The following is a 21,602-nucleotide window of genomic DNA, read 5'->3' on the forward strand; positions in this document are numbered from 1 at the left end:
GCTTCATAACGAAACAGGCCCCCGCACCGGAGTGCGGGGGCCTGCTCGCGACGGGTGACGGCGGGGCGGCTACTTCTTCTTGCCGCCGGACTCGTCACTGGAGAGGACGGCGATGAAGGCCTCCTGCGGGACCTCCACGGAGCCGACCATCTTCATCCGCTTCTTGCCTTCCTTCTGCTTCTCCAGCAGCTTCCGCTTACGGGAGATGTCACCGCCGTAGCACTTGGCGAGGACGTCCTTGCGGATGGCGCGGATGGTCTCGCGGGCGATGACGCGGGAGCCGACGGCCGCCTGGATCGGGATCTCGAAGGCCTGCCGCGGGATGAGCTCGCGCAGCTTGGCGACCAGGCGCACGCCGTAGGCGTAGGCGGCGTCCTTGTGGCAGACGGCGGAGAAGGCGTCGACCTTGTCGCCGTGCAGCAGGATGTCGACCTTGACCAGGCTGCCGGACTGCTCCCCGGTGGGCTCGTAGTCCAGGGAGGCGTAGCCGCGCGTCTTGGACTTCAGCTGGTCGAAGAAGTCGAAGACGATCTCCGCGAGGGGGAGGGTGTAGCGGATCTCGACGCGGTCCTCGGAGAGGTAGTCCATGCCGAGGAGGGTGCCGCGGCGCTGCTGGCAGAGCTCCATGATCGCGCCGATGAACTCGGAGGGCGCGAGCAGGGTGGCCCGGACGACCGGCTCGAACACGTCCGAGATCTTGCCCTCGGGGAACTCGCTCGGGTTGGTGACGGAGACTTCCTTGCCGTCTTCCATGACGACGCGGTAGACCACGTTGGGCGCGGTGGCGATCAGGTCGAGACCGAACTCGCGCTCCAGGCGCTCGCGCACCACGTCCAGGTGGAGCAGGCCGAGGAAGCCGACGCGGAAGCCGAAGCCGAGCGCCGCCGAGGTCTCCGGCTCGTAGACCAGCGCGGCGTCGTTGAGCTGGAGCTTGTCCAGAGCCTCGCGCAGGTCCGGGTAGTCCGAGCCGTCGAGCGGGTACAGGCCGGAGAAGACCATCGGACGCGGGTCCTTGTAGCCGCCGAGGGCCTCGGTCGCTCCGTTGTGCAGGCTGGTGATGGTGTCACCGACCTTGGACTGGCGGACGTCCTTCACGCCGGTGATGATGTAGCCCACCTCGCCGACGCCGATGCCGTCGGCCGGGGTCATCTCCGGGGAGGAGACACCGATCTCCAGCAGCTCGTGGGTGGCGCCGGTGGACATCATCCGGATGCGCTCGCGCTTGTTGAGCTGGCCGTCGACCACACGGACGTAGGTCACGACGCCGCGGTACGAGTCGTAGACCGAGTCGAAGATCATCGCGCGGGCCGGGGCGTCCTTGGGGCCGACCGGGGCCGGGACCGTGGCGACGATCTTGTCCAGCAGCACGTCCACGCCGAGACCGGTCTTGGCCGAGACGCGCAGGACGTCCTCCGGCTGGCAGCCGACCAGGTTCGCGAGCTCCTCGGCGAACTTCTCCGGCTGGGCGGCCGGCAGGTCGATCTTGTTCAGGACCGGGACGATCGCGAGGTCCTTCTCCATCGCCAGGTACAGGTTGGCGAGGGTCTGGGCCTCGATGCCCTGGGCGGCGTCCACGAGGAGGACGGTGCCCTCGCAGGCGGCGAGGGAGCGCGAGACCTCGTAGGTGAAGTCGACGTGCCCGGGGGTGTCGATCATGTTGAGGACGTGGGTGTTGCCCTGACCCTCGCCCGTGGTGGGCGCCCAGGGCAGCCGGACCGCCTGGGACTTGATCGTGATGCCGCGCTCACGCTCGATGTCCATGCGGTCGAGGTACTGGGCACGCATCTGCCGCTGGTCGACCACACCGGTGAGCTGGAGCATCCGGTCGGCGAGGGTCGACTTGCCGTGGTCGATGTGCGCGATGATGCAGAAGTTGCGGATCAGCGCCGGGTCGGTACGGCTCGGCTCGGGCACGTGGCTGGGGATCGCGGGCACGCAGTGTCCTGATTCTCGGTCGCAGTCGGAAGCGTTTGCGGAGCGTCGGTCGGAGCGAAAGTCCGGCTCCCGTCGCTCTCGGCGGCGCGATGTCGGATCTATACGCAGACTCCCATGGTCCCATGGACGGGGCAGTGCGCTCGGTTTGGGCCGCCAGGAGCGTGCCTGGTAGCCTGGGCAGCTGTGTCTCGTATGCCCTCTCAGCTGTCGAGGCACAATCCGAAGATCAACCTCTGAACCTGAAAAGGCTCTATTCGTGGCGAACATCAAGTCCCAGATCAAGCGGAACAAGACGAACGAGAAGGCGCGCCTGCGCAACAAGGCCGTCAAGTCCTCGCTCAAGACCGCGATCCGCAAGGCCCGCGAGGCCGTCGTCGCCGGTGACGTCGAGAAGGCCACCGTGGCTTCCCGCGCTGCCGCGCGTGCGCTCGACAAGGCTGTCTCGAAGGGTGTCATCCACAAGAACGCCGCCGCCAACAAGAAGTCGGCGCTGGCCACCAAGGTTGCCTCCCTGCAGGGCTGAGCTCCCTGATGTGAATGCCGGGAAGGACCCAGCGGGCCCTCTCTCCCGCTCCTGACCGGCACCCCGCTCCGCACACGAAGCGTTCGCCACGCGGGTGCGGAGCAATCCAGAAGTAACCCGAAGGCCCCGGCCTCCACCCTTCCCCAGGGCGGTGGCCGGGGCCTTCGTGCTGCCCGGGGGCCTCACCCCGGGCGGGCTCAGTCGTAGATGTGCTGAGGCGGTACGCGGTGCGGCAGGGGCCTGCGCCAGTCGCCCTCGCGGGCGACGAGGATCCGGCGGGCCAGGGTGCGCACCTCGCTCCAGGCGGGCTCGGCGGTCAGTGACCGGGCCCACAGGCCGGCGCGGCCACGGATGTCGGCCTCGCCGAGGATCCGGCCGATGGCCCGGAGGTCCTGCAGGGCCTCGGGGGCGAAGGTTCCCCGCTCCGCCATCCCCTCGGCCAGGTGGAGGACGAAGTCGGCGTCGTCGGTGACAGGAACGCTCTTCACCCCGTGCTCACCGGCCCAGGCCAGCTGATCCGCGGCATCGGCGGCGAGGACGGCCATCAGCCTCGCGATCCAGCGCTCCCAGCAGTCGGCATCGTCATACATGCGGGGTGCGGGCTAACGGCGCTGGGGGCGGGCCGCGCGGGCCACCGCCACGACGGCCTTCTCCAGGGCGTACTCGGGGTCGTCGCCGCCGCCCTTGACCCCGGCGTCGGCGGCGGCCACGGCGCGCAGGGCCTCCGAGACCCCGTCCGCCGACCAGCCGCGCATCTGCTGGCGGACCCGGTCGATCTTCCACGGGGGCATGCCCAGGTCCCGGGCGAGGTCACCGGGGCGGGCTCCGCGCGGGGCCGAGGCGAGCTTGCCGATCGCGCGGACCGCCTGGGCCAGGGCGCTGGTGATGAGGACCGGCGCCACCCCGGTGGACAGGGACCAGCGCAGGGCTTCCAGGGCCTCGGCCGCCCGCCCCTCGACCGCCCGGTCGGCGACCGTGAAGCTGGAGGCCTCGGCCCGGCCCGTGTAGTAGCGGGCGACGACGGCCTCGTCGATGGTGCCCTCGACGTCGGCGCACAGCTGCGCGGCCGCACTGGCCAGCTCCCGCAGGTCGCTGCCGATCGCGTCCACCAGGTTCTGGCAGGCCTCCGGGGTCGCCGACCGGCCGAGCGTGCGGAATTCGCCCCGCACGAAGGACAGCCGGTCCGCCGCCTTCGTCATCTTCGGGCAGGCGATCTCCCGCGCGCCCGCCTTGCGCGCCGCGTCCAGCAGGCCCTTGCCCTTGACCCCGCCCGCGTGGAGGAGGACCAGGATGATCTCCTCGTAGGGCGCGGCGAGGTAGGCCTTGACCTCCTTGGCCGAGTCCGCGGACAGGTCCTGCGCGTTGCGCACGACCAGCACCTTGCGCTCGGAGAAGAGCGAGGGGCTCGTCAGCTCGGCGAGCGTGCCGGGCTGGAGCTGCTCGGAGGCGAGGTCGCGGACGTCCGTGTCGGCGTCGGCGGCGCGGGCGGCCGCCACCACCTCGCGCACGGCGCGGTCGAGCAGCAGCTCCTCCTGCCCCACCGCGAGGGTGAGCGGGGCAAGCGGATCGTCGGTGGAGTTCTTCCTGGTGGCCATCGCGTCCAGCATCCCACGCCGCACTGACAGCCCTCCGCCCCGCGTGCCCGAGAATGGTCGCGTGAATGTGCGACATGTACTCGTCCTGCCCGACCGCGACGCCGCCGAGGAGGTGGCCCGGGAAGCCGTCGACCGCTTCGGACTCCCGGAGGAGCCGCAGTTGTTCCGCGACGCGCTGGCCGGCGAGGACGACGCCGAGGACGCCCAGTGGCTGGTGGTCGTCGAGGACCCGCGGGAACGGCTCGACACGACCTCGCTGGACGACCTCGCCGCCGAGTACGAGGGCTGGCTGGAAGCCCCGTAGGGCTCTGCCGATCAGGCCTTGCGAACGGCCTGGATGTCCAGCGTCACTTCCACGCTCGAACCGATCGCCGCGATCCCGTGCGCCAGCATCGACTGCCAGTTGAGGGTGAAGTCCTCGCGGTGCAGTTCGGTGGTGGCCCGGCAGGCCGCCCGCAGTTCGCCCTCCATTCCGGTGCCCAGACCGAGGTACTCGGTGTCCAGGGTCACGGACCGGCTGACCCCGTGCAGGGTGAGCGCGCCGGCGACGGTCCAGCGGCTGCCGCTGCGGTGGATGAACCGCTCGCTGTAGAACTCCACCGTGGGGTGGCGGACCGCGTCCAGGAAGTCCCCCGACCTCAGGTGGTCGTCGCGCAGCCGCACCCCGGTGTCGATGCTGGCCGCGTCGATGATCACGTGCATGGAGGAGTCCTCCATCCGCTCGGCTATCCGCACCGCCCCGGCGAACGTGCTGAACCGGCCGCGGATCCGGGCCAGGCCGATGTGCCGGGCCGTGAACCCGACGGTCGAGTGCGTCGGGTCGAGCTCCCAGTGGCCGGGCTGCGGCAGCAGCGGCGGCTCCACCGCGTCCAGGATGATCTCCGCGGTGCCGGACTGCGCCGGGTCCCCCACGATCGTCACCCCGTGGAACGGCGCGTACCCCTCGGCGGTCACCGAGAGCCTGTACTCCCCCTCCGGCACGGCCGCGGTGAAACCGCCGTACGGATCGGTCTCGCCCCTGACGATGCGGCGGCCGATCGGGTCGGTCACCTCGAACTCGGCCTGCCGGAGCGGCCGGTGAACCGTGTCGAGGACCCGGCAGCTGAGCAGGCGCGCCGTCGGCGGCAGCGTCAGTGTCGCGGATGTGGAGGGACTGGAACTCCCGGCCGTCCCGGCCGATTCCATCCCCCGTCTGCGACCGAACATGGCTGATGCACCCCCGTGCTGTGTGGACTTGGACCGTTCTGGCGAAGACGCATTCGATCATGCTGTCGGGTTGTGGGCAAACAGAGCGGTCACGCCCGGTATGACCGCGCCTTTTCCGCCGCCCTCCGGCCGGAAACACCTGTAGTCGAACTCCGGCTCCGGCAACGGCGATCGAGCCGTCGATGTCGGTACGCAGCACGGTCGCCCCCATCTCCCGCAGCCGGGCGAGCGTACCCGGCGCGGGGTGTCCGTAGCGGTTGCCCACGCCGACGGGAACCAGCGCGACGCGCGGCCTCACCCGTGCGTACAGCTCGGGGTCCTGGTGCGCGGAGCCGTGGTGGGCGACCTTGAGCACGTCCACCGGACCGAGATGCGGGTGCGCCCTCAAGAGGCCCTGCTGCGCGGGCGGTTCGAGATCTCCGAGCAGCAGCAGGGTCAGGCCCGCACCACGCACCAGCAGGGCGACGCTCGCGTCGTTGGGCCCTTCGGGCGGCGGGCCGCCCGGCGGCGGCCAGAGCACCTGCCACTCGAGCGCCCCGGCCCGGCGCCGCTCCCCCTGCACGGCCCGCACGATCGGCACACCGGCGGCCGCCGCGGTCCGCCGGACGAACTCGGCCTGCGCCGGGGGCTCTTCCAGTGCGGTGGCCTGGATCACACCCACGGACCGGCCCCGCAGGACGCCCGACAGGCCTCCCACGTGGTCGGCGTGAAAATGCGTCAGCAGGAGCAGCGGCACCCGGTGCACCCCCAGGGTGCGCAGGCACTCGTCGACCGGGCCGGGATCCGGGCCGGCGTCGACCACGAGGGCCTCGCCCGGGCCGACGGCAAGGACGGCGGCGTCCCCCTGCCCCACGGCGCACTGGACGTAGTTCCAGTCGGGCGGAGGCCAGCCGGTGAGCGTACGGGTGAGCTGCGGCGGCCGCAGCACGGCCAGGAGCAGCAGCAGCGCCAGCGCCGAGCAGAACCACCCGCGCCCCCGGAACCGGGCACCGGCGAGGGCCACGACGGCCAGGGTGACGCCGGCCAGCAGTACGCCACCGGTGAGCCCGCCCGGCCAGGGCAGCTCCGCGCCCGGAAAGCCCGCCCCGGCCCGGGCCACCCCCGCGATCCACCCGGCCGGCACCCCGGCGCACCGGGCCAGCACCTCCGCGGCGGGCATCCACATCGGGGCGGCCGCCAGCGCGGCGAAACCGAGGACCGTCGCCGGACCGGCCGCCAGCTCGGCCAGCAGGTTGCAGGGCACTGCCACCAGGCTGACCCGGGCGGCGAGGACGGCCACCACGGGCGCGCACACCGCCTGGGCGGCCGCAGCGGCTCCCAGCGCCTCGGCGACCCGGGGCCCCGTTCCACGGCGCCTCAGTGCTTCGCTCCACCGGGGCGCGAGGGTGAGCAGCGCCCCGGTGGCCAGGACGGAGAGCAGGAAGCCATGGCTGCGGGCCAGCCACGGGTCGTGGAGCACCAGCAGCAGCACGGCCGCGCCCAGGGCCGGGATCAGGGACCGGCGCCGCCCGGTGGCGATGGCCAGCAGGGTGACCGCCCCGCAGGCCGCGGCCCGGAGCACGCTCGGCTCGGGCCGGCACACCACCACGAACGCCAGAGTCAGGGCCGCCCCGCACAGGGCGGTGACCCTCAACGAGAGCCCGAGCCGGGGTGCCAGCCCGCGCCGCTCGGCCTGCTGCGCGCGGGCCGGGGGCCCGATGAGCAGGAACAGCACCACGGTCAGGTTGGACCCGGAGACGGCCAGCAGGTGCAGCAGGTCGGTGGCCCGGAAGGCCTCGTGCAGATCGGGCGGAACCCTGGAGGTGTCCCCGACGACCAGTCCCGGCAGCAGGGCCCTGGCATCCGGCGCGAGCCCCTCGGTGGCCTCGCGCAGCCCGGCCCGCAGCCGCCCCGCGAACCGCTGGACGGCGTCCGGGCCACCGGTCACCCGGGGCGGGGTGTCACCGGCCGGCCGGAGCAGCGCCACGGCCCGCTCCCCGGACCGCGCCGGGGCCAGCCGGGCGACGACCACCACCCGGGTGGACGGCTGGAGCCGAGCCCATTGCGCATGCGCGGCCAGCACCCGCACGGGGGTCTCGACCCGGGTGCTCGCCCCGTCGGGCCCGGTCACCCGGGTCACCACCGCGTCCAGGACCGTCACCGGCGGCCCGCCCCCGCTCCGGGCGGCCCTCGGGTCGGAGCCCACGGTGAGCTCCGCGAGCACGCGGGCGTGTTCCTGCGCCAGCCCCGCCACCGGCCCGGCCCGCGCCTCGGCCCTCTGCAGCCCCGCCACGCCGGCCCCGGCGGACGCGCACAGCAAGGCCGCTGCCGCGGCCGGGGCGAGCCGCCAGAGCCGTCCCGGACGCAGGCACGCGCACAGCATCAGCAGGCCCGCACAGGCCACCCCCAGCCCCACCCCGAGGGCAGTGCGGCCGACGGGCGCGTCCAGGGCGAGGGCGGCGGCCGCCCAGGCGGACACGGCGGGCACCGCGAGGCGCAGGTCCACGGGGCCCGCGCCCTCCGGGCCGTTCACGGCCGCACCAGCGTGCGCAGGTCGGCGAAGCGCCGCTCCCCGATGCCGTCGACCTGGCGGAGCTCCTCCACGGAGCGGAAGCCGCCGCGGGCCGTACGGAAGTCGACGATGTGCTGGGCCAGCACCGGCCCGACCCCCGGCAGGCCGTCCAGCTGGGCGACCGTGGCGGAGCCGAGACTGAGCGGTCCGGGGGCCGGCCCGCCGCCCGCCCCGCCCGGTGGCGGCTGCGCCGGGGCGCCGACCACCACCTGCTCACCGTCCACCAGCACGCGGGCCCGGTTCAGCCCGGTGGTGTCGGTTCCCGGGCGCACTCCCCCGGCGGCGGCCAGCGCGTCCTCCACCCGCGAACCTGCGGGCAGCCTCCGCACCCCCGGGTCCCGGACCTTGCCGCTGATGTCGACGACGATCCGCACAGCGCCACCGGACCCACCGGCACTGCTTCCCCCGGCCGGAGCCCCTGCCGACGCCGCGGACGCCGCCGGTACCGCCCCCGGGGTCACCACCGCAGGTGCGGTGACCGTCTGCGGCCGGGCCCTCCAGTACTGCTGCCCGGCGAATCCGACGGCGGCGACCAGCACCACCGCGACCGCCGCCACCGTGCGCGGCCGTACCTCGCACCGGTCCTGCAGCCACAGCGGCAGTCGCTCCCGGACGGCCAGCCCCCGCGCGGCCCCCGGGGACAGCCCGGGCGCCTCGGCAGCCGGCACCTGCGGATCCGCCCCGGCCCGAGCCCCGGCCGACACCCCGGCCGGCACCTCGGGCAGCGCCTCAGCCGCAACCTCGGCCGGCGCTCCGGCCGATGCCTCGGGCGGGCTGCTCCCCCCGAGCAGGACCTCGGCCCGCCGACGCACCGCGCCCGGGTCGGGATGAGCAACCAGCCGGCCGCGACGGGCCGCACGGCGGTGCCGCAGACGGCTGTCGGAGAGTCGGGGACGGCCCGGGCCGCTGGTGGCGCCCGACGGATACGAAGCACGCGTTCGAAGAGTCATGCGACGACCGTAGGGGCCGATCCCCGACCCCGTTCGGAACACTCAATTCCGGTGGAAAAAAAGATCGTTGTGGATAACCGGGCCACTCGTTCCGGTGGTCAGCGGGGTGAGACGACCGCCGCCAGAAGCCCGGGCCCGGTGTGCGCCCCGATCACCGCGCCCACCTCACTGACGTGCAGCTCGACCAGGCCGGGGATGCGCTCGCGAAGCCGCTCGGCGAGTTTCTCCGCCCGCTCCGGAGCGGCCAGGTGGTGCACCGCCACGTCCACAGCGGCGGACCCGGCGCGGTCGACGGCCAGCTCCTCCAGCCGGGCAATGGCCTTGGACGACGTACGGACCTTCTCCAGCATCTCGATCCGCCCGCCGTCCAGCGTCAGCAGGGGCTTCACCGCCAGGGCGGAGCCGAGCAGCGCCTGCGCGGCCCCGATCCGGCCGCCGCGGCGGAGGTAGTCGAGGGTGTCGACGTAGAAGTACGCGGACATGTCGGCCGCCCGCTTCTCGGCGGCCGCCACCGCCTCGTCCACGGACCCGCCCGCCTCGGCCACCTCGGCGGCGGCGAGCGCGCAGAAGCCGAGGGCCATCGCGACCATGCCGGTGTCCAGGACGCGGACGGGCACGGGAGCGGTCCTCGCCGCGACCACGGCGGCGTCGTAGGTGCCGGAGAACTCGGCGGACAGGTGCAGGCTGACGATGCCGGTCGCCCCGGCGTCCGCCGCCGCCCGGTAGGCCCGGACGAACTCCTCCGTGCTGGGGCGCGACGTGGTGACCGAGCGACGCTTCTGCAGGGCCAGGGCCAGGCTGCGCGCCGAGATCTCGGTGCCCTCCTCGAGTGCCTCGCCACCGAGTACGACGGTGAGCGGGACGGCGGTGATTCCGTGCCGCGCCATGGCCGGTCGGGGCAGGTAGGCCGTGGAATCGGTGACGATGGCGACATGGCGGGACATGAGCCGGAGGTTACCGCCAGTGGGGGCAGGACGGCAGCCTGGGCCCGTGACGCGACCGTGGACGGTGCTCCCGAAGGCGACGCGAGCCTACGGCACGAGCCCCCGCCCGGCTCACCTGCCGGCCCTACCGCTCCCTGCTCCGGCCCGCCAGGCCCGCCCGGTCAGCCCGTCCCGGGGCGTGAACGCAAGCCGTGCCCGCAAGCCGTGCCCCCAGGTCGCGCCTGCAAGCCGTGCCTCAGGTCGTGCTCTCAGGCCGGCGCGTCTTCTGCCAGGGGTACTGCGGCGCCGGGGCCGCCGGGTTCAGGGCGGCCCGGGACTGCTCCGTGCCCGGGCCCGTACCGGCCGCCGGCCCCGCCGCCGGCCCGTTCGCCTGGGCCGCGTCCCATGCCGCGGCCGCCGCCGCGAGGTCGTCCACCGGCTCCCGCGACCAGTCCCGCAGCGCGTCGGACTCGACCTCGATCTGCTCCGACAGCGTGGACAGGTCGTCCTGTGCGAAGCGCTGGGCCCGGTCCCGCGCGGCCCACCGCAGCGAGTCCGCGGCCTGTTTGATCTTGGCCGTCCGCTCCCGCAGGTCCGGCAGGCGCTCCGCGATCCGCCCGCGGTCCGGGTCCTGCTCCAGCCGCTTCAGCTCGTCGTCGAGCTCGCGTCCGTGCGCGCTCAGCCGATCGAACAGCGCGATCGACTCCTGGAGCGAGGCGTCCGTCCGGACCCCGTCCTGCAGGGCCTGCTCCGTGGCACGCATCGAGGTCCGCAGGTCGAGCCGCAGCTGCGCCAGCGCTCCCGCGACCCCGACCTGCCCGAAGCTCTTGGCGCGCAGAGTGGTGTCCTCCACGGTCCGGCGCGCCTGCGTGATGGTCCGGTCCACACCGCGCTTGGTCGCCTGCACCACCTTGACGGTCGCGTACACACCCAACCCCAGGAAGGTGAAAAGCACCATCAGCGCGAAGATGATCAACGCGGCCTCCATGAGCGTCCCTTCCCCAGAACCCGACGGCTCTTTTCCGTCCCCTCCACGGTAAACGCAACGGGCAGGTCGGGGGTTCCCATCGAACCCCCAACCTGCCCGTACGGGATCCCCCCTACGCGGGAGGGGCGCCTCGGACTCAGATGACGATGTTCACCAGCTTCGGCGCGCGCACGATCACCTTGCGGATCTCCGCGCCGCCCAGCGCCGCCACGACACCCTCATCGGTCACGGCCAGCTGCTCCAGCTCCGCCTCCGAGATCGTCGGCGACACCTCCAGCCGCGCCTTGACCTTGCCCTTGACCTGCACCACGCACGTCACGCTCTCGTCCACGACGTACGCCGGGTCCGCGACCGGGAAGTCCTGGTGAACCACCGACTCGCTGTGGCCCAGGCGGTGCCACAGCTCCTCCGCGATGTGCGGGGCCAGCGGGGCTACCAGCAGGACCAGGGCCTCGGCGACCGAGCGCTCCAGCGGGCGGCCGGCCTTCGTCAGGGCGTTGTTCAGCTCGGTGATCTTCGCGATGGCGGTGTTGAAGCGCAGCCCCGTCAGGTCCGAGCCGGCCCCGTCGATCGCCTTGTGCAGCGCGCGCAGCGTGTCCTCTGCGGGCTCGGCGTCGACGACCGTCACCGCGCCCGTCTCCTCGTCCACGATGTTGCGCCACAGGCGCTGCAGCAGCCGGTACTGGCCGACCACGGCCCGGGTGTCCCACGGACGGGAGACGTCCAGCGGGCCCATCGCCATCTCGTACAGGCGCAGGGTGTCCGCGCCGTACTCCTCGCAGATCTCGTCCGGCGTGACGGCGTTCTTCAGGGACTTGCCCATCTTGCCGTGCTCGCGCTTGACCTGCTTGCCCTCGTAGAAGTAGGCCCCGTCGCGCTCCTCGACCTCGGCCGCCGGGACGTACACACCGCGCTCGTCGGTGTAGGCGTACGCCTGGATCATGCCCTGGTTGAAGAGCTTGTGGAACGGCTCCGCCGAGGACACGTGACCCAGGTCGAACAGCACCTTTGACCAGAACCGGGCGTACAGCAGGTGCAGCACGGCGTGCTCGGCGCCGCCCACGTACAGGTCGACACCGCCGTGCGGCGCGCCCTCGCGCGGCCCCATCCAGTACTGCTCGATCTCCGGGTCCACCAGGGCCGAGGCGTTGTTCGGGTCCAGGTAGCGCAGCTCGTACCAGCAGGAACCGGCCCAGTTCGGCATGGTGTTGGTCTCGCGGCGGAAGGAGCGCACGCCCCGGCCGTCGCCCAGGTCCAGCTCGACGTTCACCCACTCGCCGTTGCGCGACAGCGGGGTCTCCGGCTTGGAGGTGGCGTCGTCCGGCTCGAAGGTGCGCGGGGAGTAGTCCTCGACCTCCGGCAGCTCCAGGGGCAGCATCGACTCGGGCAGCGGGTGTGCGACGCCGTCCTCGTCGTAGACGATCGGGAAGGGCTCGCCCCAGTAGCGCTGCCGGCTGAACAGCCAGTCGCGCAGCCGGAAGTTGACCGTCCCCTCACCGATACCGCGCTCGGCCAGCCAGTCGGTGATCGCGGCCTTCGCCTCGACGACGCCCAGGCCGTCCAGCGCGATGCCCTCGCCCGTCGAGTTGACCAGCTTCGCGTCGTAGGAGACGAAGGCGTCGTCCCACTCGGCCGGGTCGGTGCCGCGCCCGTCCGACGGCTCCACGACGCAGCGCATCGGCAGCTCGAAGGCGCGCGCGAACTCGAAGTCGCGGCCGTCGTGCGCCGGGACGGCCATGATCGCGCCGGTGCCGTAACCCATCAGCACGTAGTCGGCGATGAAGACCGGGACCTTGTCGCCGCTGACCGGGTTGATCGCGTACTCGCCGGTGAAGACACCGGTCTTGTCCTTGGCCTCGGCCTGCCGTTCGACGTCCGACTTGGAGGCGGCCTGCTTGCGGTACGCGCCGACGGCCTCGGCCGGCGTGGCGTGCCCGCCGGTCCACACCTCGTGGGTGCCCTCGGGCCAGGCGGCCGGGATGAACTTCTCGACCAGCGGGTGCTCGGGCGCCAGCACCATGTAGGTGGCGCCGAACAGGGTGTCGGGGCGGGTGGTGAAGACGGTGATGGCCTCGTCGCCCAGCGCGAAGTCGACGCGCGCGCCCTCGCTGCGGCCGATCCAGTTGCGCTGCTGCAGCTTGATGGCCTCGGGCCAGTCCAGCGCGTCCAGGTCGTCCAGCAGCCGGTCGGCGTAGGCGGTGATCCGCATGTTCCACTGGCTCAGCCGGGACTTGAAGACGGGGAAGTTGCCGCGCTCGGACCGGCCGTCGGCGGTGACCTCCTCATTGGCCAGTACGGTGCCCAGCCCCGGGCACCAGTTCACCGGCGCGTCCGAGGAGTACGCCAGCCGGTACTCGTTCAGCACGTCGGCCCGCTCGGCCGCGGTCAGACCGGCCCAGGCACGGCCGCCGGGGACCTCACGGGAGCCGTCCTCGAAGGCGGCGACCAGCTCGGTGATCGGCCGGGCCTTCTTCGCGTCGGCGTCGTACCAGGAGTTGTAGATCTGCAGGAAGATCCACTGGGTCCACTTGTAGTAGTCGGGGTCGATCGTGGCGAACGACCGCCGCTTGTCGTGGCCCAGGCCCAGCCGGCGCAGCTGGACCTTCATGTTCTCGATGTTGGCCTCGGTCGACACGCGCGGGTGCGTGCCGGTCTGCACGGCGTACTGCTCGGCCGGCAGGCCGAAGGCGTCGAAGCCCAGGGTGTGCAGGACGTTGTGGCCGGTCATCCGCTGGTGGCGGGCGAAGACATCGGTGGCGATGTACCCGAGCGGGTGTCCGACGTGCAGGCCGGCACCGGAGGGGTACGGGAACATGTCCATGATGAACTTCTTGGGCCGTGCGACCACCGCGGGATCCCCGGCCAGGTCACCGGTCGGGTTCGGGGCCTCGTAGGTGCCCTGCGCGTCCCATACGTCCTGCCAGCGTGCCTCGATGTCGGCGGCCATGGCAGCCGTGTAACGGTGCGCCTCGGCCGCCTCGGGGGCCGGGGTGTTCGTCTCGCTCATGATTTCTGAAGCTCCATCGATCGTCTCTGCCGTCTCTGCCTGCCCAAACGAAAAAACCCCTCGCACAGGAGGGGACGCCGCGCCGGGTCCGACCATCTCGGAGGGTCGGTACTGATCAGCGCGGCTCGGTAAGCAGAAGGCGTACGGCACGCATGGCGTCAGGGTACCGCAGCGGCCCCTTCCGACGCTCGGCCGTTCCACCCGTCGACACGGGGCACAACGAGAAGAGGGCCACCCGATCCGGGTGACCCTCTTCTTCACTGTGGAGCTAAGGAGAATTGAACTCCTGACCTCCTGCATGCCATGCAGGCGCTCTACCAACTGAGCTATAGCCCCTCGTTGTGCTTGCCTCTTCGGTTCCCCTTGCCGGTTCCCCTTGGCGACGTCCCAAACATTACACGGTCATGGCCCTGGTCCAAAAATCGGTTTCCGCCGACCATGGGCCATGTCCGATTTGATCCAACTTGTCACGCTCGCGCGAACTGATAGAACCGCTTGAGCGTGCAGTGCTCGTCGAGCAGCCGCCCGTAGATCGGCTCCCCTTCCAGCTCCCGGTACGTCTCGATCGGGTCGCCCTTTATGATCAGCGCCCGCGCGCATTCCTCGCACCAGTACTGGTAGTCGGGGTTGACCGGGTCCATGTCCCGCACGATCGGCGTGCCGTTGTTGCACCAGTCGCACCGGCGCCGGTGTGCACCCATCCGTCAGCGACTCCCTCCCGCGTCGGGCCGTCGTCTCCCCCTCCGGCGGTCACGATTCTGCCATGCCGGTGCGGGGCAGGTCAGCAAACGCAAAGGGTACAAAAGCAAGGATCCCGCCCCCCATTGGGGACGGGATCCTGATTGTGGAGCTAAGGAGAATTGAACTCCTGACCTCCTGCATGCCATGCAGGCGCTCTACCAACTGAGCTATAGCCCCGCTCTCCGCCGCGCTCCCCCCGTCTCCGGTGTTCTGCGCTGCGAACAAGAAGAACTCTAGCCTGTGACCAGCCGGAAAGTGAAATCCGGGTGGCAGCCCCACCGGGGGCGGCGGAAGGCCGGTCAGTCGTCGTCGCCGAGCACCGGTTCCGGCAGCGTGCCGGCGTTGTGCTCCAGCAGGCGCCAGCCTCGCGCGCCCTCGCCGAGGACGGACCAGCAGCAGTTGGAGAGCCCGCCCAGGCCCTCCCAGTTGTACGAGTCCAGCCCGAGCAGCCGCCCGATCGTCGTACGGATGGTGCCGCCGTGGCTGACCACGACGAGCGTGCCGGACTGCGGGAGCCGGGCGGCGTGTTCCAGCACCACCGGCGCGGCGCGGTCGGCGACCTCGGTCTCCAGCTCACCGCCGCCGCGGCGAACCGGTTCGCCGCGCTTCCACGCCGCGTACTGCTCGCCGTACTTCTCGAGGATCTCTTCGTGTGTGAGGCCCTGCCACTCGCCGGCGTACGTCTCGCGCAGTGCCGCGTCCCGGGTCACCGGCAGCCCCGTGACGGCGGCCAGCTCGGCAGCCGTGTCGGAGGCGCGCCGGAGGTCGGAGGCGACGATGGCGTCGGGCTTCAGCGAGGCGAGCAACCGGGCGGAGCGGCGCGCCTGCGCCACACCCGTCTCGGTCAGCTCGATGTCCGTGGAGCCCTGGAAGCGGCGCTCCAGGTTCCACGAGGTCTGGCCGTGTCGCCAGAGGACGATCTTCCTACCGGACTTGCCCGAGGTGGTCGTGCTCAGAACAGATCACCGTCCAGTTCGTCGTCGCCCGCCGCCTCTCGCAGCTTGGCGTGCTCCTCGGCCTTGCCGATGGTGAGCTTGGCGTCCTCGGGAAGCTCGATCTCGGGGCAGTCCTTCCACAGACGCTCCAGCGCGTAGAAGACGCGCTCCTCGCTGTGCTGGACGTGGACGACGATGTCGACGTAGTCGAGGAGGATCCAGCGGGCGTCGCGGTCGCCCTCGCGGCGCACCGGCTTGGCGCCGAGCTCCTTGAGGAGGCGCTCCTCGATCTCGTCGACGATCGACTTGACCTGGCGGTCGTTGGGCGCCGAGGCGAGCAGGAAGGCGTCGGTGATCGACAGCACGTCGCTGACGTCGTACGCGATGATGTCGTGCGCGAGCCGGTCGGCCGCAGCCTGGGCGGCGGCGGTGATGAGCTCGATGGAGCGGTCCGTGGCGGTCACTGGCCATGCTTTCGGGTTGGCGGGCAGATCCTTACAAGGGTCTCATGTACCGCCGACACCGCCCGCGCGCAGCGTCGCGCGCGGGCGAAAGCCCCCTCGGGGCCCCCTCGGACCCCCGGGGAGTCCCCTCCCGGGCCCCGGACGGGACGGGGACGCCGCCCGGTCAGGACGCCTTGTAGTCCTTGCCCAGGATCACCACGACCTCCGCGTTCACCGCGTTCTCGGCCTTCTTCACGACCGTCTCGGGCAGCCCGAGGGTCTTGGCCACCTCGATCGCGCGGTCCCGCTGCGCGTCGTCCTGGTAGGTGATCTGCGAGGTGGTGGCGCTCTTGTCGGCCTTGCCGCCGTCGACGAAGGTGTAGCCGCCGTTCATCAGCGCCGCCTTCGCCGCGATCTGCGTCTTCTCGTCGCCAGTGGCGTCCTTGAGGCCGACGCGCGGGGCGGCGCCGGGCTGCGCCGCGCCGACCGAGCCGCCCAGTACCTCCTTGACGACGTTCTTGTTGGCCTCGTCCGTGAGCGTGCCGTCCTGCTTCACCGTGAGGACGTCGGTGCGGTACGCGCCCACCTTGGCGTGCTCGCCGAGCCGGGACAGCAGGGCCCCGAGGGTCTGCGCGTTCAGGGCCGGGTCGAGGATCTGGCCGATGCTCTCGACGGTCACGGCGGCCGCCTTCGGGTCGCTCGGGACCTTGCGCAGCACCGCCTGGAGCACCTTGCCCACCCGGTCCAGCTGCTTGGCCTCCGGCTCGCCCTGGCCGCGGAAGGTGGCGTACGCCACGGCCATCGGGCCGCTCAGGCTCTGCTTCTGGCCCTGGGCCACGGCCGGGGTCTTGGCCGCGTCGTCGGCGGGGACCGCGGTGTCGGTGTCGACCTCGATGCCGCCGACCAGCTCGACCAGGTTCTCCAGGAAGGGGGTGTCCAGGCGCCAGGTGCCGCCGATGTGCGTGCCGAGCACGGAGTCGAGGGCCTCGCGGGTGCCGAGGCCGCCCTCCTCGACCGACTTGCCGAGCGCCATGACCGTCCCGTCCTGGCCGGTGACGCCGAGGGTGTTCGGCAGCAGCACGGTGGCGCCCTGCTTGGTGGTGACGTTGTCGACGAGCAGCGCCGAGGAGGTGCCGCCCTTCTTGGTGTTGTGCAGGTGGACGACGATCATGTCGCGCTTCTGCGCCGCGGCGTCGGCGGTCGCGACGGTCTTCTTCTGGCCGAGGCCGTCGAGGAACGGCAGCTTGCCCGCGTACCAGAGGTAGCCGAGGCCGCCGACGACGAACAGGGCGAGGACGACGATCAGCGCCACCACCCGGTTGCGGCCGCGGCGGCGGGCCTCCTCGCGGCGCTCGGTGCGGCTCTCGGTGAACTTGAGCCAGTCGATGACGTCCTCGGAGTCCTCGTCCGGCTGGTCGATGAAGGCGAACATCTCGGTGCGGTAGTCCCGGTCCGCCGCCTCGGGCTCGCCGCCGGACCCACCACCGGGCTCGCCGTCGGGCCGGCGCGGCTCGGGGACCCGTTCGGCCGGCCGCTCGACGGCGGGGGCCGGGGGCTCCGGGGCGGTCTGCTGCGGGATCCACTGCTGGGTCTGCTGCGTGTCGTACCCGTAGCCGGGGGCCTGGGTGTAATCCTGCTGCCCGTACTCCTGGGCGGCCGGCTGCTGCTGTTGTTGTTGCTGCTGCTGCTGCTGGGGGTAGTACTGCTGCTGACCGTAGCCCTGGTAGTCGTAGCCGTACTGCTGCTGTTCGTACGACTGCTCGTACTGCTGCTGGGCAGCCGGAGCGGGCTGCTGGACGGGGTGGGCGGGCACCCGGCCGTACACCGGCCGCCCGTACGCGTCGTAGCCGACGAGCTGCTGCTCCTGGGCGGCATACGGGTCGTACGGATCCTGTCGGTCGTTCACCGCGGGGCCCCTCTCTCCGGAAGCTCAGGCTCCCCGGTACAGCTCACGCTTGTCGATGTAGCGCACCACGCCGTCCGGCACCAGGTACCAGACAGGATCCCCCTGGGCGACCCTCGCACGGCAGTCGGTGGACGAGATCGCGAGTGCGGGAACCTCCACCAGGGAAACACCGCCTTCCGGGAGCCCGTCGTCGGTGAGCACGTGGCCCGGCCGGGTGACTCCGATGAAGTGGGAGAGCGAGAAGAGCTCTTCGGCGTTGCGCCAGGTCAGGATCTGCGCGAGCGCGTCGGCACCGGTGATGAAGAACAGGTCGGCGTCGTCGTTCTGCGCCTTCAGGTCCCGCAGGGTGTCGATGGTGTACGTCGGCCCACCGCGGTCGATGTCGATGCGGCTCACCGAGAACTGCGGGTTCGAGGCCGTGGCGATGACCGTCATCAGGTAGCGGTCCTCGGCCGGCGAAACGGCCCGCTGGGACTTCTGCCACGGCTCGCCGGTCGGCACGAACATCACCTCGTCGAGGTGGAAAAGGGCGGCCACCTCGCTGGCGGCCACCAGGTGTCCGTGATGGATCGGGTCGAATGTCCCGCCCATCACGCCGAGCCGGCGCTTGACCGGACCGGTAGGCATCTCCTGCTCTCCCATGAGCGCAGAGCCTACTGGCCCGGCGGACGAAGCGGTCCCGGCGGTCTCGGCGGGACTCAGCGGTCGCGGTTCAGGCGCGTGGTGACCCAGAGCATCAGCATCAGGATGACGAAGGCGCCACCGCCGGTCAGGTACGGGTTCAGGCTGTCGTGGTTGCCGCCGTGCTGCTCGGCCCCCTCCGAGGCGAGGACGACCAGGTTGTGGGCGGTGGAGGCGAGGCTCATCAGGCAGGTACCTATCGAGTCGGGGAGCGGGCGGAGACTTCGCTCACATCGTATGCGGGGGCCTGGGGCACGCTCACGCCGACTCAGGCGTTGGAGAGGATAGACGCAGGGTCGAGCAGGTCCATCCAGGGGAGGGCGCTATGACGGAAACAGGCTTCGAGAAGGTACCGGCGCGGGACCGCCGGAGGTTCCCCGGCATCTCGTCACGGGCGTACGAGCATCCGGCGGACCGTTCCGCGCTGGTGGCGCTGCGCAAGCTGAGCGGCTTCGACACAGTGTTCAAGGCCCTGAGCGGGCTGCTTCCGGAGCGGAGCCTTCGGCTGCTGTTCCTGTCGGAGTCGGTGCGGGTGGGCGAGACGCAGTTCCCGCACCTGCACGCGATGCTGCGGGACGCCTGTTACATCCTGGACCTGGAGAAGGTCCCGCAGATGTATGTGCAGCAGGACCCGAATCCCAATGCCATGTGCATCGGGCTGGACGAGCCGATCATCGTGGTGACCACGGGCCTCGTCGAGCTCCTCGACGAGGAGGAGATGCGGGCGGTGGTGGGCCACGAGGTGGGCCACGCGCTGTCGGGGCACGCGGTCTACCGCACGATCCTGCTGTTCCTGACCAACCTGGCGATGAAGGTCGCGTGGATCCCGCTGGGCAATGTGGCGATCATGACCATCGTGACCGCGCTGCGGGAGTGGTTCCGCAAGTCGGAGCTCTCGGCCGACCGGGCCGGGCTGCTGGTGGGACAGGACGTGCAGGCCTCGATGCGGGGCCTGATGAAGATCGCGGGCGGCAACCACCTCCACGAGATGAACGTGGACGCCTTCCTGGCCCAGGCCGAGGAGTACGAGTCGGCCGGCGATCTGCGCGACTCCGTGCTGAAGATCCTCAATCTGCTGCCCCGGACGCACCCCTTCACGACGGTGCGGGCGGCCGAGCTGAAGAAGTGGGCGGAGAGCCGCGACCACCAGCGGATCATGGACGGCCACTACCCGCGGCGCGAGGACGACAAGGACACCTCGGTGACGGACTCCTTCCGGCAGTCCGCCGCTCACTACGCCGACACGGTGCGCACCAGCAAGGACCCGCTGCTGAAGCTGGTGGGCGACATCGCGGGCGGCGCGGGCGACCTGGGCGGCAGGCTCCGCGACAAGTTCACCGGCGCGGCTGCCGCGGGCGGATCCGGGACCGGTACCGCCGCCGGGCCCGAGGGCAAGGGCGGGGCTACGGAGCAGGGCTGACCGGAGGGGCCTGCGGGGTCGCGGGCGGGGCCAGTACGCCGCACAGCCCGGCCGTGCGCCGCGGCTGGCCGCTGGCGTACGGGTCGCTCGCGGCCGGGCCCACCGTGGTCGGGGCGGCGCCCGCCAGGAGCGGGCGGAAGGCCCCTGCCGGGTCGGCGGAGCAGTCCTGCGGGCCGGCCATCACGTAGGCCGAGGCCAGCTCCAGGCGCCGGGCCCCCAGGTCGTCCCGGTCGAAGCGCAGCCGCAGCTCCCGCCGGACGGTGAAGAGCGAGGCCCCGTCGGCCGCGGCCGGTGCTCCGGTGGCCGGCCGTACGGCGTACACGAAGGTGTGGTCGGTGGTGACCTCCAGCAGGTCCGGGGCCACCTCCTCGAAGGCGAGCGTGCCGCTCACCCGGACCCGGGAGTCGGCCACGACGGCGGTGGCCTGGTCGAAGCGGACCAGCCAGCCGGTGGCTGCGTGACGGCCGTCGCCGGAGGGCGAGGTCATGCTGCGGTCGAACTGCGCGAGCTGGTCGGGGTCGAGCAGGACGCGCACCGGGCGGGTGGCCGCTCCGGCCAGGATGTCGGGGTCCAGCGAGGACTGCACCAGGTAGTCCTTGGCGATCGACAGTGCGGTGACGACCTGGGTGTCGGTGAAGTGGTGCGTGCGGCGCACGGCGGGCAGGGCGATCCCGGCCGCCCCGACCCGGTAGTCGGCGGCGGGGCTGCTCGCGTACAGGTCGGCGGGCCGTCCGCCGGGCACGTCGGTGGTCGGCGCGAGCGGGACCACGGTGCTGGTGAGCGGCTGGGCGGCGGTGCCGGGCGGGGGCTGGTACGGGTTGCGCAGGCCCATGTAGACGGCGGCGGCGAAGGCCGAGGCGATGAGCAGCACCAGGAGCATGCCCTGCCGGGCACCGCGGCCGGGGGTGCTGGTCCGGGAGGCGGAGCCGCCGCCGGACCAGACGGAACGGGTGCGTACCGCGCGGGCGTGTTCGCCCATGCGTTCCTGCGCCGAGTACTCCTGCAGCCGGGCAGCCCGGACGAAGTCCTCGTCGAACACCACCGATCGGTACTCGTCCGACCGGAATTCGTCGTCGCCCCCGCCCATGCCCTCGGGGGTGCTGTTGGGTGGATCTCCTGGCACGGCCATCGCTTCTCCCCGCTGTCCCCGCTTCAGAGAAGCCCCCGGCTCCGGCGTACGCGAGTGGGGTCGTACCTTCAGGGTTGGCGAACGGAGGGGTACGTAAACGCGCCGACGCCGGTGACTTCACCCCTGGGGGTGCTGGCGGGCGCCGGAGCGGGGTCCGCCTCGCCCGAGGCGCTGCGGTAGACGGCGCTGAAGGCGAGGGCGACCATGCCGAGGCCCATCACGAAAGCGAGCACCCAGGCGACCGGGCGCAGCCAGGGCGCACGTCCGCGGTACGGGCGCAGGCTGCCGCCGTAGGCCCCGTACGGGCCGTCCGGGTATCCGTGGCCCCGGTCGTCGTGGTCCCAGCCGTGGTCGTCGTAGCCGTCGGGATGGCCGTAACCGTAGCTGTCGTAGTCGTCGTCGCCGGTCCAGCCGCCGGCGACCGCGCGGGCCGCCTCGGCCTCCGCGCGCGCCCGGTCCGCCGCCCGCTGTCGCTCGGCGGCGCTCGGTTCACGGATCTCGGCGTTCCGGACGAAGTCCTCGTCGAACACCACGGAGGCGAAGTCGTACTCCGCGCCTCCGCGGTCGTCGTCGGGCTCCCCGTCGTCCGGGAACGGCTTGCCCCCCACGTCGTCCGGCACAGGACCAGCCTAGACCTGGGGGGCCGCCTTGGGCAGGGTGTCCGCCGAA

19 protein-coding genes, 2 tRNA genes and 1 pseudogene are annotated in these 21,602 nt (G+C 71.9%); 3 read left to right on the top strand and 19 right to left on the bottom strand.

Going from position 1 to position 21,602, the window contains the following annotated elements:
* Window positions 1-69: 69 nt before the first annotated feature.
* Window positions 70-1,935, bottom strand: coding sequence for a translation elongation factor 4 (gene lepA, locus IE257_RS03060; protein ID WP_189964235.1), 1,866 nt, complete (start codon window positions 1,933-1,935; stop codon window positions 70-72).
* Window positions 1,936-2,191: 256 nt separating this feature from the next.
* On the opposite strand from lepA, the gene rpsT reads away from it, so the two are divergent.
* Complete coding sequence (gene rpsT / locus IE257_RS03065) at window positions 2,192-2,458, top strand: 30S ribosomal protein S20 (RefSeq protein WP_030384651.1); 267 nt, start codon at window positions 2,192-2,194, stop codon at window positions 2,456-2,458.
* A 197-nt stretch (window positions 2,459-2,655) separates the two neighbouring features.
* On the opposite strand, the gene IE257_RS03070 is transcribed toward rpsT, so the two are convergent.
* Both IE257_RS03070 and holA read right to left on the bottom strand, forming a co-directional pair.
* Entirely contained in the window at window positions 2,656-3,048 is a 393-nt protein-coding gene (locus IE257_RS03070; protein ID WP_189964238.1) for a hypothetical protein, read from the bottom strand.
* Window positions 3,049-3,060: 12 nt separating this feature from the next.
* Entirely contained in the window at window positions 3,061-4,053 is a 993-nt protein-coding gene (gene holA, locus IE257_RS03075; RefSeq protein ID WP_189964241.1) for a DNA polymerase III subunit delta, read from the bottom strand.
* A gap of 61 nt (window positions 4,054-4,114) precedes the next feature.
* Here holA and IE257_RS03080 point away from each other — a divergent pair, with 61 nt between their 5' ends.
* Window positions 4,115-4,357 carry a hypothetical protein gene (locus IE257_RS03080; protein WP_189964244.1) on the top strand — a complete coding sequence of 81 codons (243 nt, stop codon included), beginning with the start codon at window positions 4,115-4,117 and terminating at the stop codon, window positions 4,355-4,357.
* An 11-nt stretch (window positions 4,358-4,368) separates the two neighbouring features.
* On the opposite strand, the gene IE257_RS03085 is transcribed toward IE257_RS03080, so the two are convergent.
* The 14 genes and pseudogenes from IE257_RS03085 to IE257_RS03150 form a co-directional block, all read right to left on the bottom strand.
* Window positions 4,369-5,259 carry a YceI family protein gene (locus IE257_RS03085; RefSeq protein ID WP_189964246.1) on the bottom strand — a complete coding sequence of 297 codons (891 nt, stop codon included), beginning with the start codon at window positions 5,257-5,259 and terminating at the stop codon, window positions 4,369-4,371.
* A 136-nt stretch (window positions 5,260-5,395) separates the two neighbouring features.
* Window positions 5,396-7,771, bottom strand: a pseudogene (locus IE257_RS03090) (ComEC/Rec2 family competence protein); the annotation flags it as partial.
* The gene (locus tag IE257_RS03095; RefSeq protein WP_189964249.1) at window positions 7,768-8,760 is read right to left on the bottom strand and encodes a ComEA family DNA-binding protein; all 993 of its coding nucleotides are present in this window, start codon (window positions 8,758-8,760) and stop codon (window positions 7,768-7,770) included. The gene IE257_RS03095 and the pseudogene IE257_RS03090, both read right to left, overlap by 4 nt.
* 98 nt (window positions 8,761-8,858) lie before the next feature.
* A complete protein-coding gene (locus IE257_RS03100; RefSeq protein WP_189964250.1) occupies window positions 8,859-9,704 on the bottom strand; it encodes a DegV family protein in 846 nt (281 codons plus the stop codon).
* Window positions 9,705-9,939: 235 nt separating this feature from the next.
* Window positions 9,940-10,671, bottom strand: a complete 732-nt coding sequence (locus tag IE257_RS03105) for a hypothetical protein (protein WP_189964252.1) — start codon at window positions 10,669-10,671, stop codon at window positions 9,940-9,942.
* A gap of 136 nt (window positions 10,672-10,807) precedes the next feature.
* Window positions 10,808-13,678 carry a leucine--tRNA ligase gene (gene leuS / locus IE257_RS03110; protein WP_189964255.1) on the bottom strand — a complete coding sequence of 957 codons (2,871 nt, stop codon included), beginning with the start codon at window positions 13,676-13,678 and terminating at the stop codon, window positions 10,808-10,810.
* 263 nt (window positions 13,679-13,941) lie between these two features.
* Window positions 13,942-14,014 (bottom strand) — tRNA-Ala (locus IE257_RS03115).
* A 131-nt stretch (window positions 14,015-14,145) separates the two neighbouring features.
* Window positions 14,146-14,379, bottom strand: a complete 234-nt coding sequence (locus IE257_RS03120; protein ID WP_008738908.1) for a hypothetical protein — start codon at window positions 14,377-14,379, stop codon at window positions 14,146-14,148.
* A gap of 144 nt (window positions 14,380-14,523) precedes the next feature.
* Window positions 14,524-14,596 (bottom strand) — tRNA-Ala (locus IE257_RS03125).
* A gap of 122 nt (window positions 14,597-14,718) precedes the next feature.
* Window positions 14,719-15,375 carry a histidine phosphatase family protein gene (locus IE257_RS03130; protein ID WP_189964783.1) on the bottom strand — a complete coding sequence of 219 codons (657 nt, stop codon included), beginning with the start codon at window positions 15,373-15,375 and terminating at the stop codon, window positions 14,719-14,721.
* On the bottom strand, window positions 15,372-15,818 hold the full coding sequence (gene rsfS / locus IE257_RS03135; protein ID WP_030008628.1) for a ribosome silencing factor: 447 nt from the start codon (window positions 15,816-15,818) through the stop codon (window positions 15,372-15,374). The genes IE257_RS03130 and rsfS overlap by 4 nt, the downstream gene beginning before the upstream one ends.
* 163 nt (window positions 15,819-15,981) lie before the next feature.
* Window positions 15,982-17,703, bottom strand: coding sequence for an LCP family protein (locus tag IE257_RS03140; RefSeq protein ID WP_189964258.1), 1,722 nt, complete (start codon window positions 17,701-17,703; stop codon window positions 15,982-15,984).
* Window positions 17,704-17,727: 24 nt separating this feature from the next.
* A complete protein-coding gene (gene nadD / locus IE257_RS03145) occupies window positions 17,728-18,345 on the bottom strand; it encodes a nicotinate-nucleotide adenylyltransferase (protein WP_030008626.1) in 618 nt (205 codons plus the stop codon).
* Between the two features lie 56 nt (window positions 18,346-18,401).
* Entirely contained in the window at window positions 18,402-18,569 is a 168-nt protein-coding gene (locus IE257_RS03150; RefSeq protein WP_184791954.1) for a hypothetical protein, read from the bottom strand.
* 140 nt (window positions 18,570-18,709) lie between these two features.
* Here IE257_RS03150 and IE257_RS03155 point away from each other — a divergent pair, with 140 nt between their 5' ends.
* Window positions 18,710-19,804, top strand: coding sequence for a M48 family metallopeptidase (locus tag IE257_RS03155; RefSeq protein ID WP_189964261.1), 1,095 nt, complete (start codon window positions 18,710-18,712; stop codon window positions 19,802-19,804).
* Here the strand turns inward: IE257_RS03155 and IE257_RS03160 are convergent.
* On the bottom strand, window positions 19,788-20,933 hold the full coding sequence (locus IE257_RS03160) for an SCO2583 family membrane protein (protein ID WP_189964266.1): 1,146 nt from the start codon (window positions 20,931-20,933) through the stop codon (window positions 19,788-19,790). The genes IE257_RS03155 and IE257_RS03160 overlap by 17 nt on opposite strands.
* 68 nt (window positions 20,934-21,001) lie before the next feature.
* A complete protein-coding gene (locus IE257_RS03165) occupies window positions 21,002-21,553 on the bottom strand; it encodes an SCO2584 family spore wall biosynthesis protein (RefSeq protein WP_189964269.1) in 552 nt (183 codons plus the stop codon).
* Between the last annotated feature and the right edge of the window lie 49 nt (window positions 21,554-21,602).

Origin of the sequence: Streptomyces avidinii (assembly GCF_014650695.1) — a bacterium.
GTDB classification, from domain to species: Bacteria; Actinomycetota; Actinomycetes; order Streptomycetales; family Streptomycetaceae; genus Streptomyces; species Streptomyces avidinii.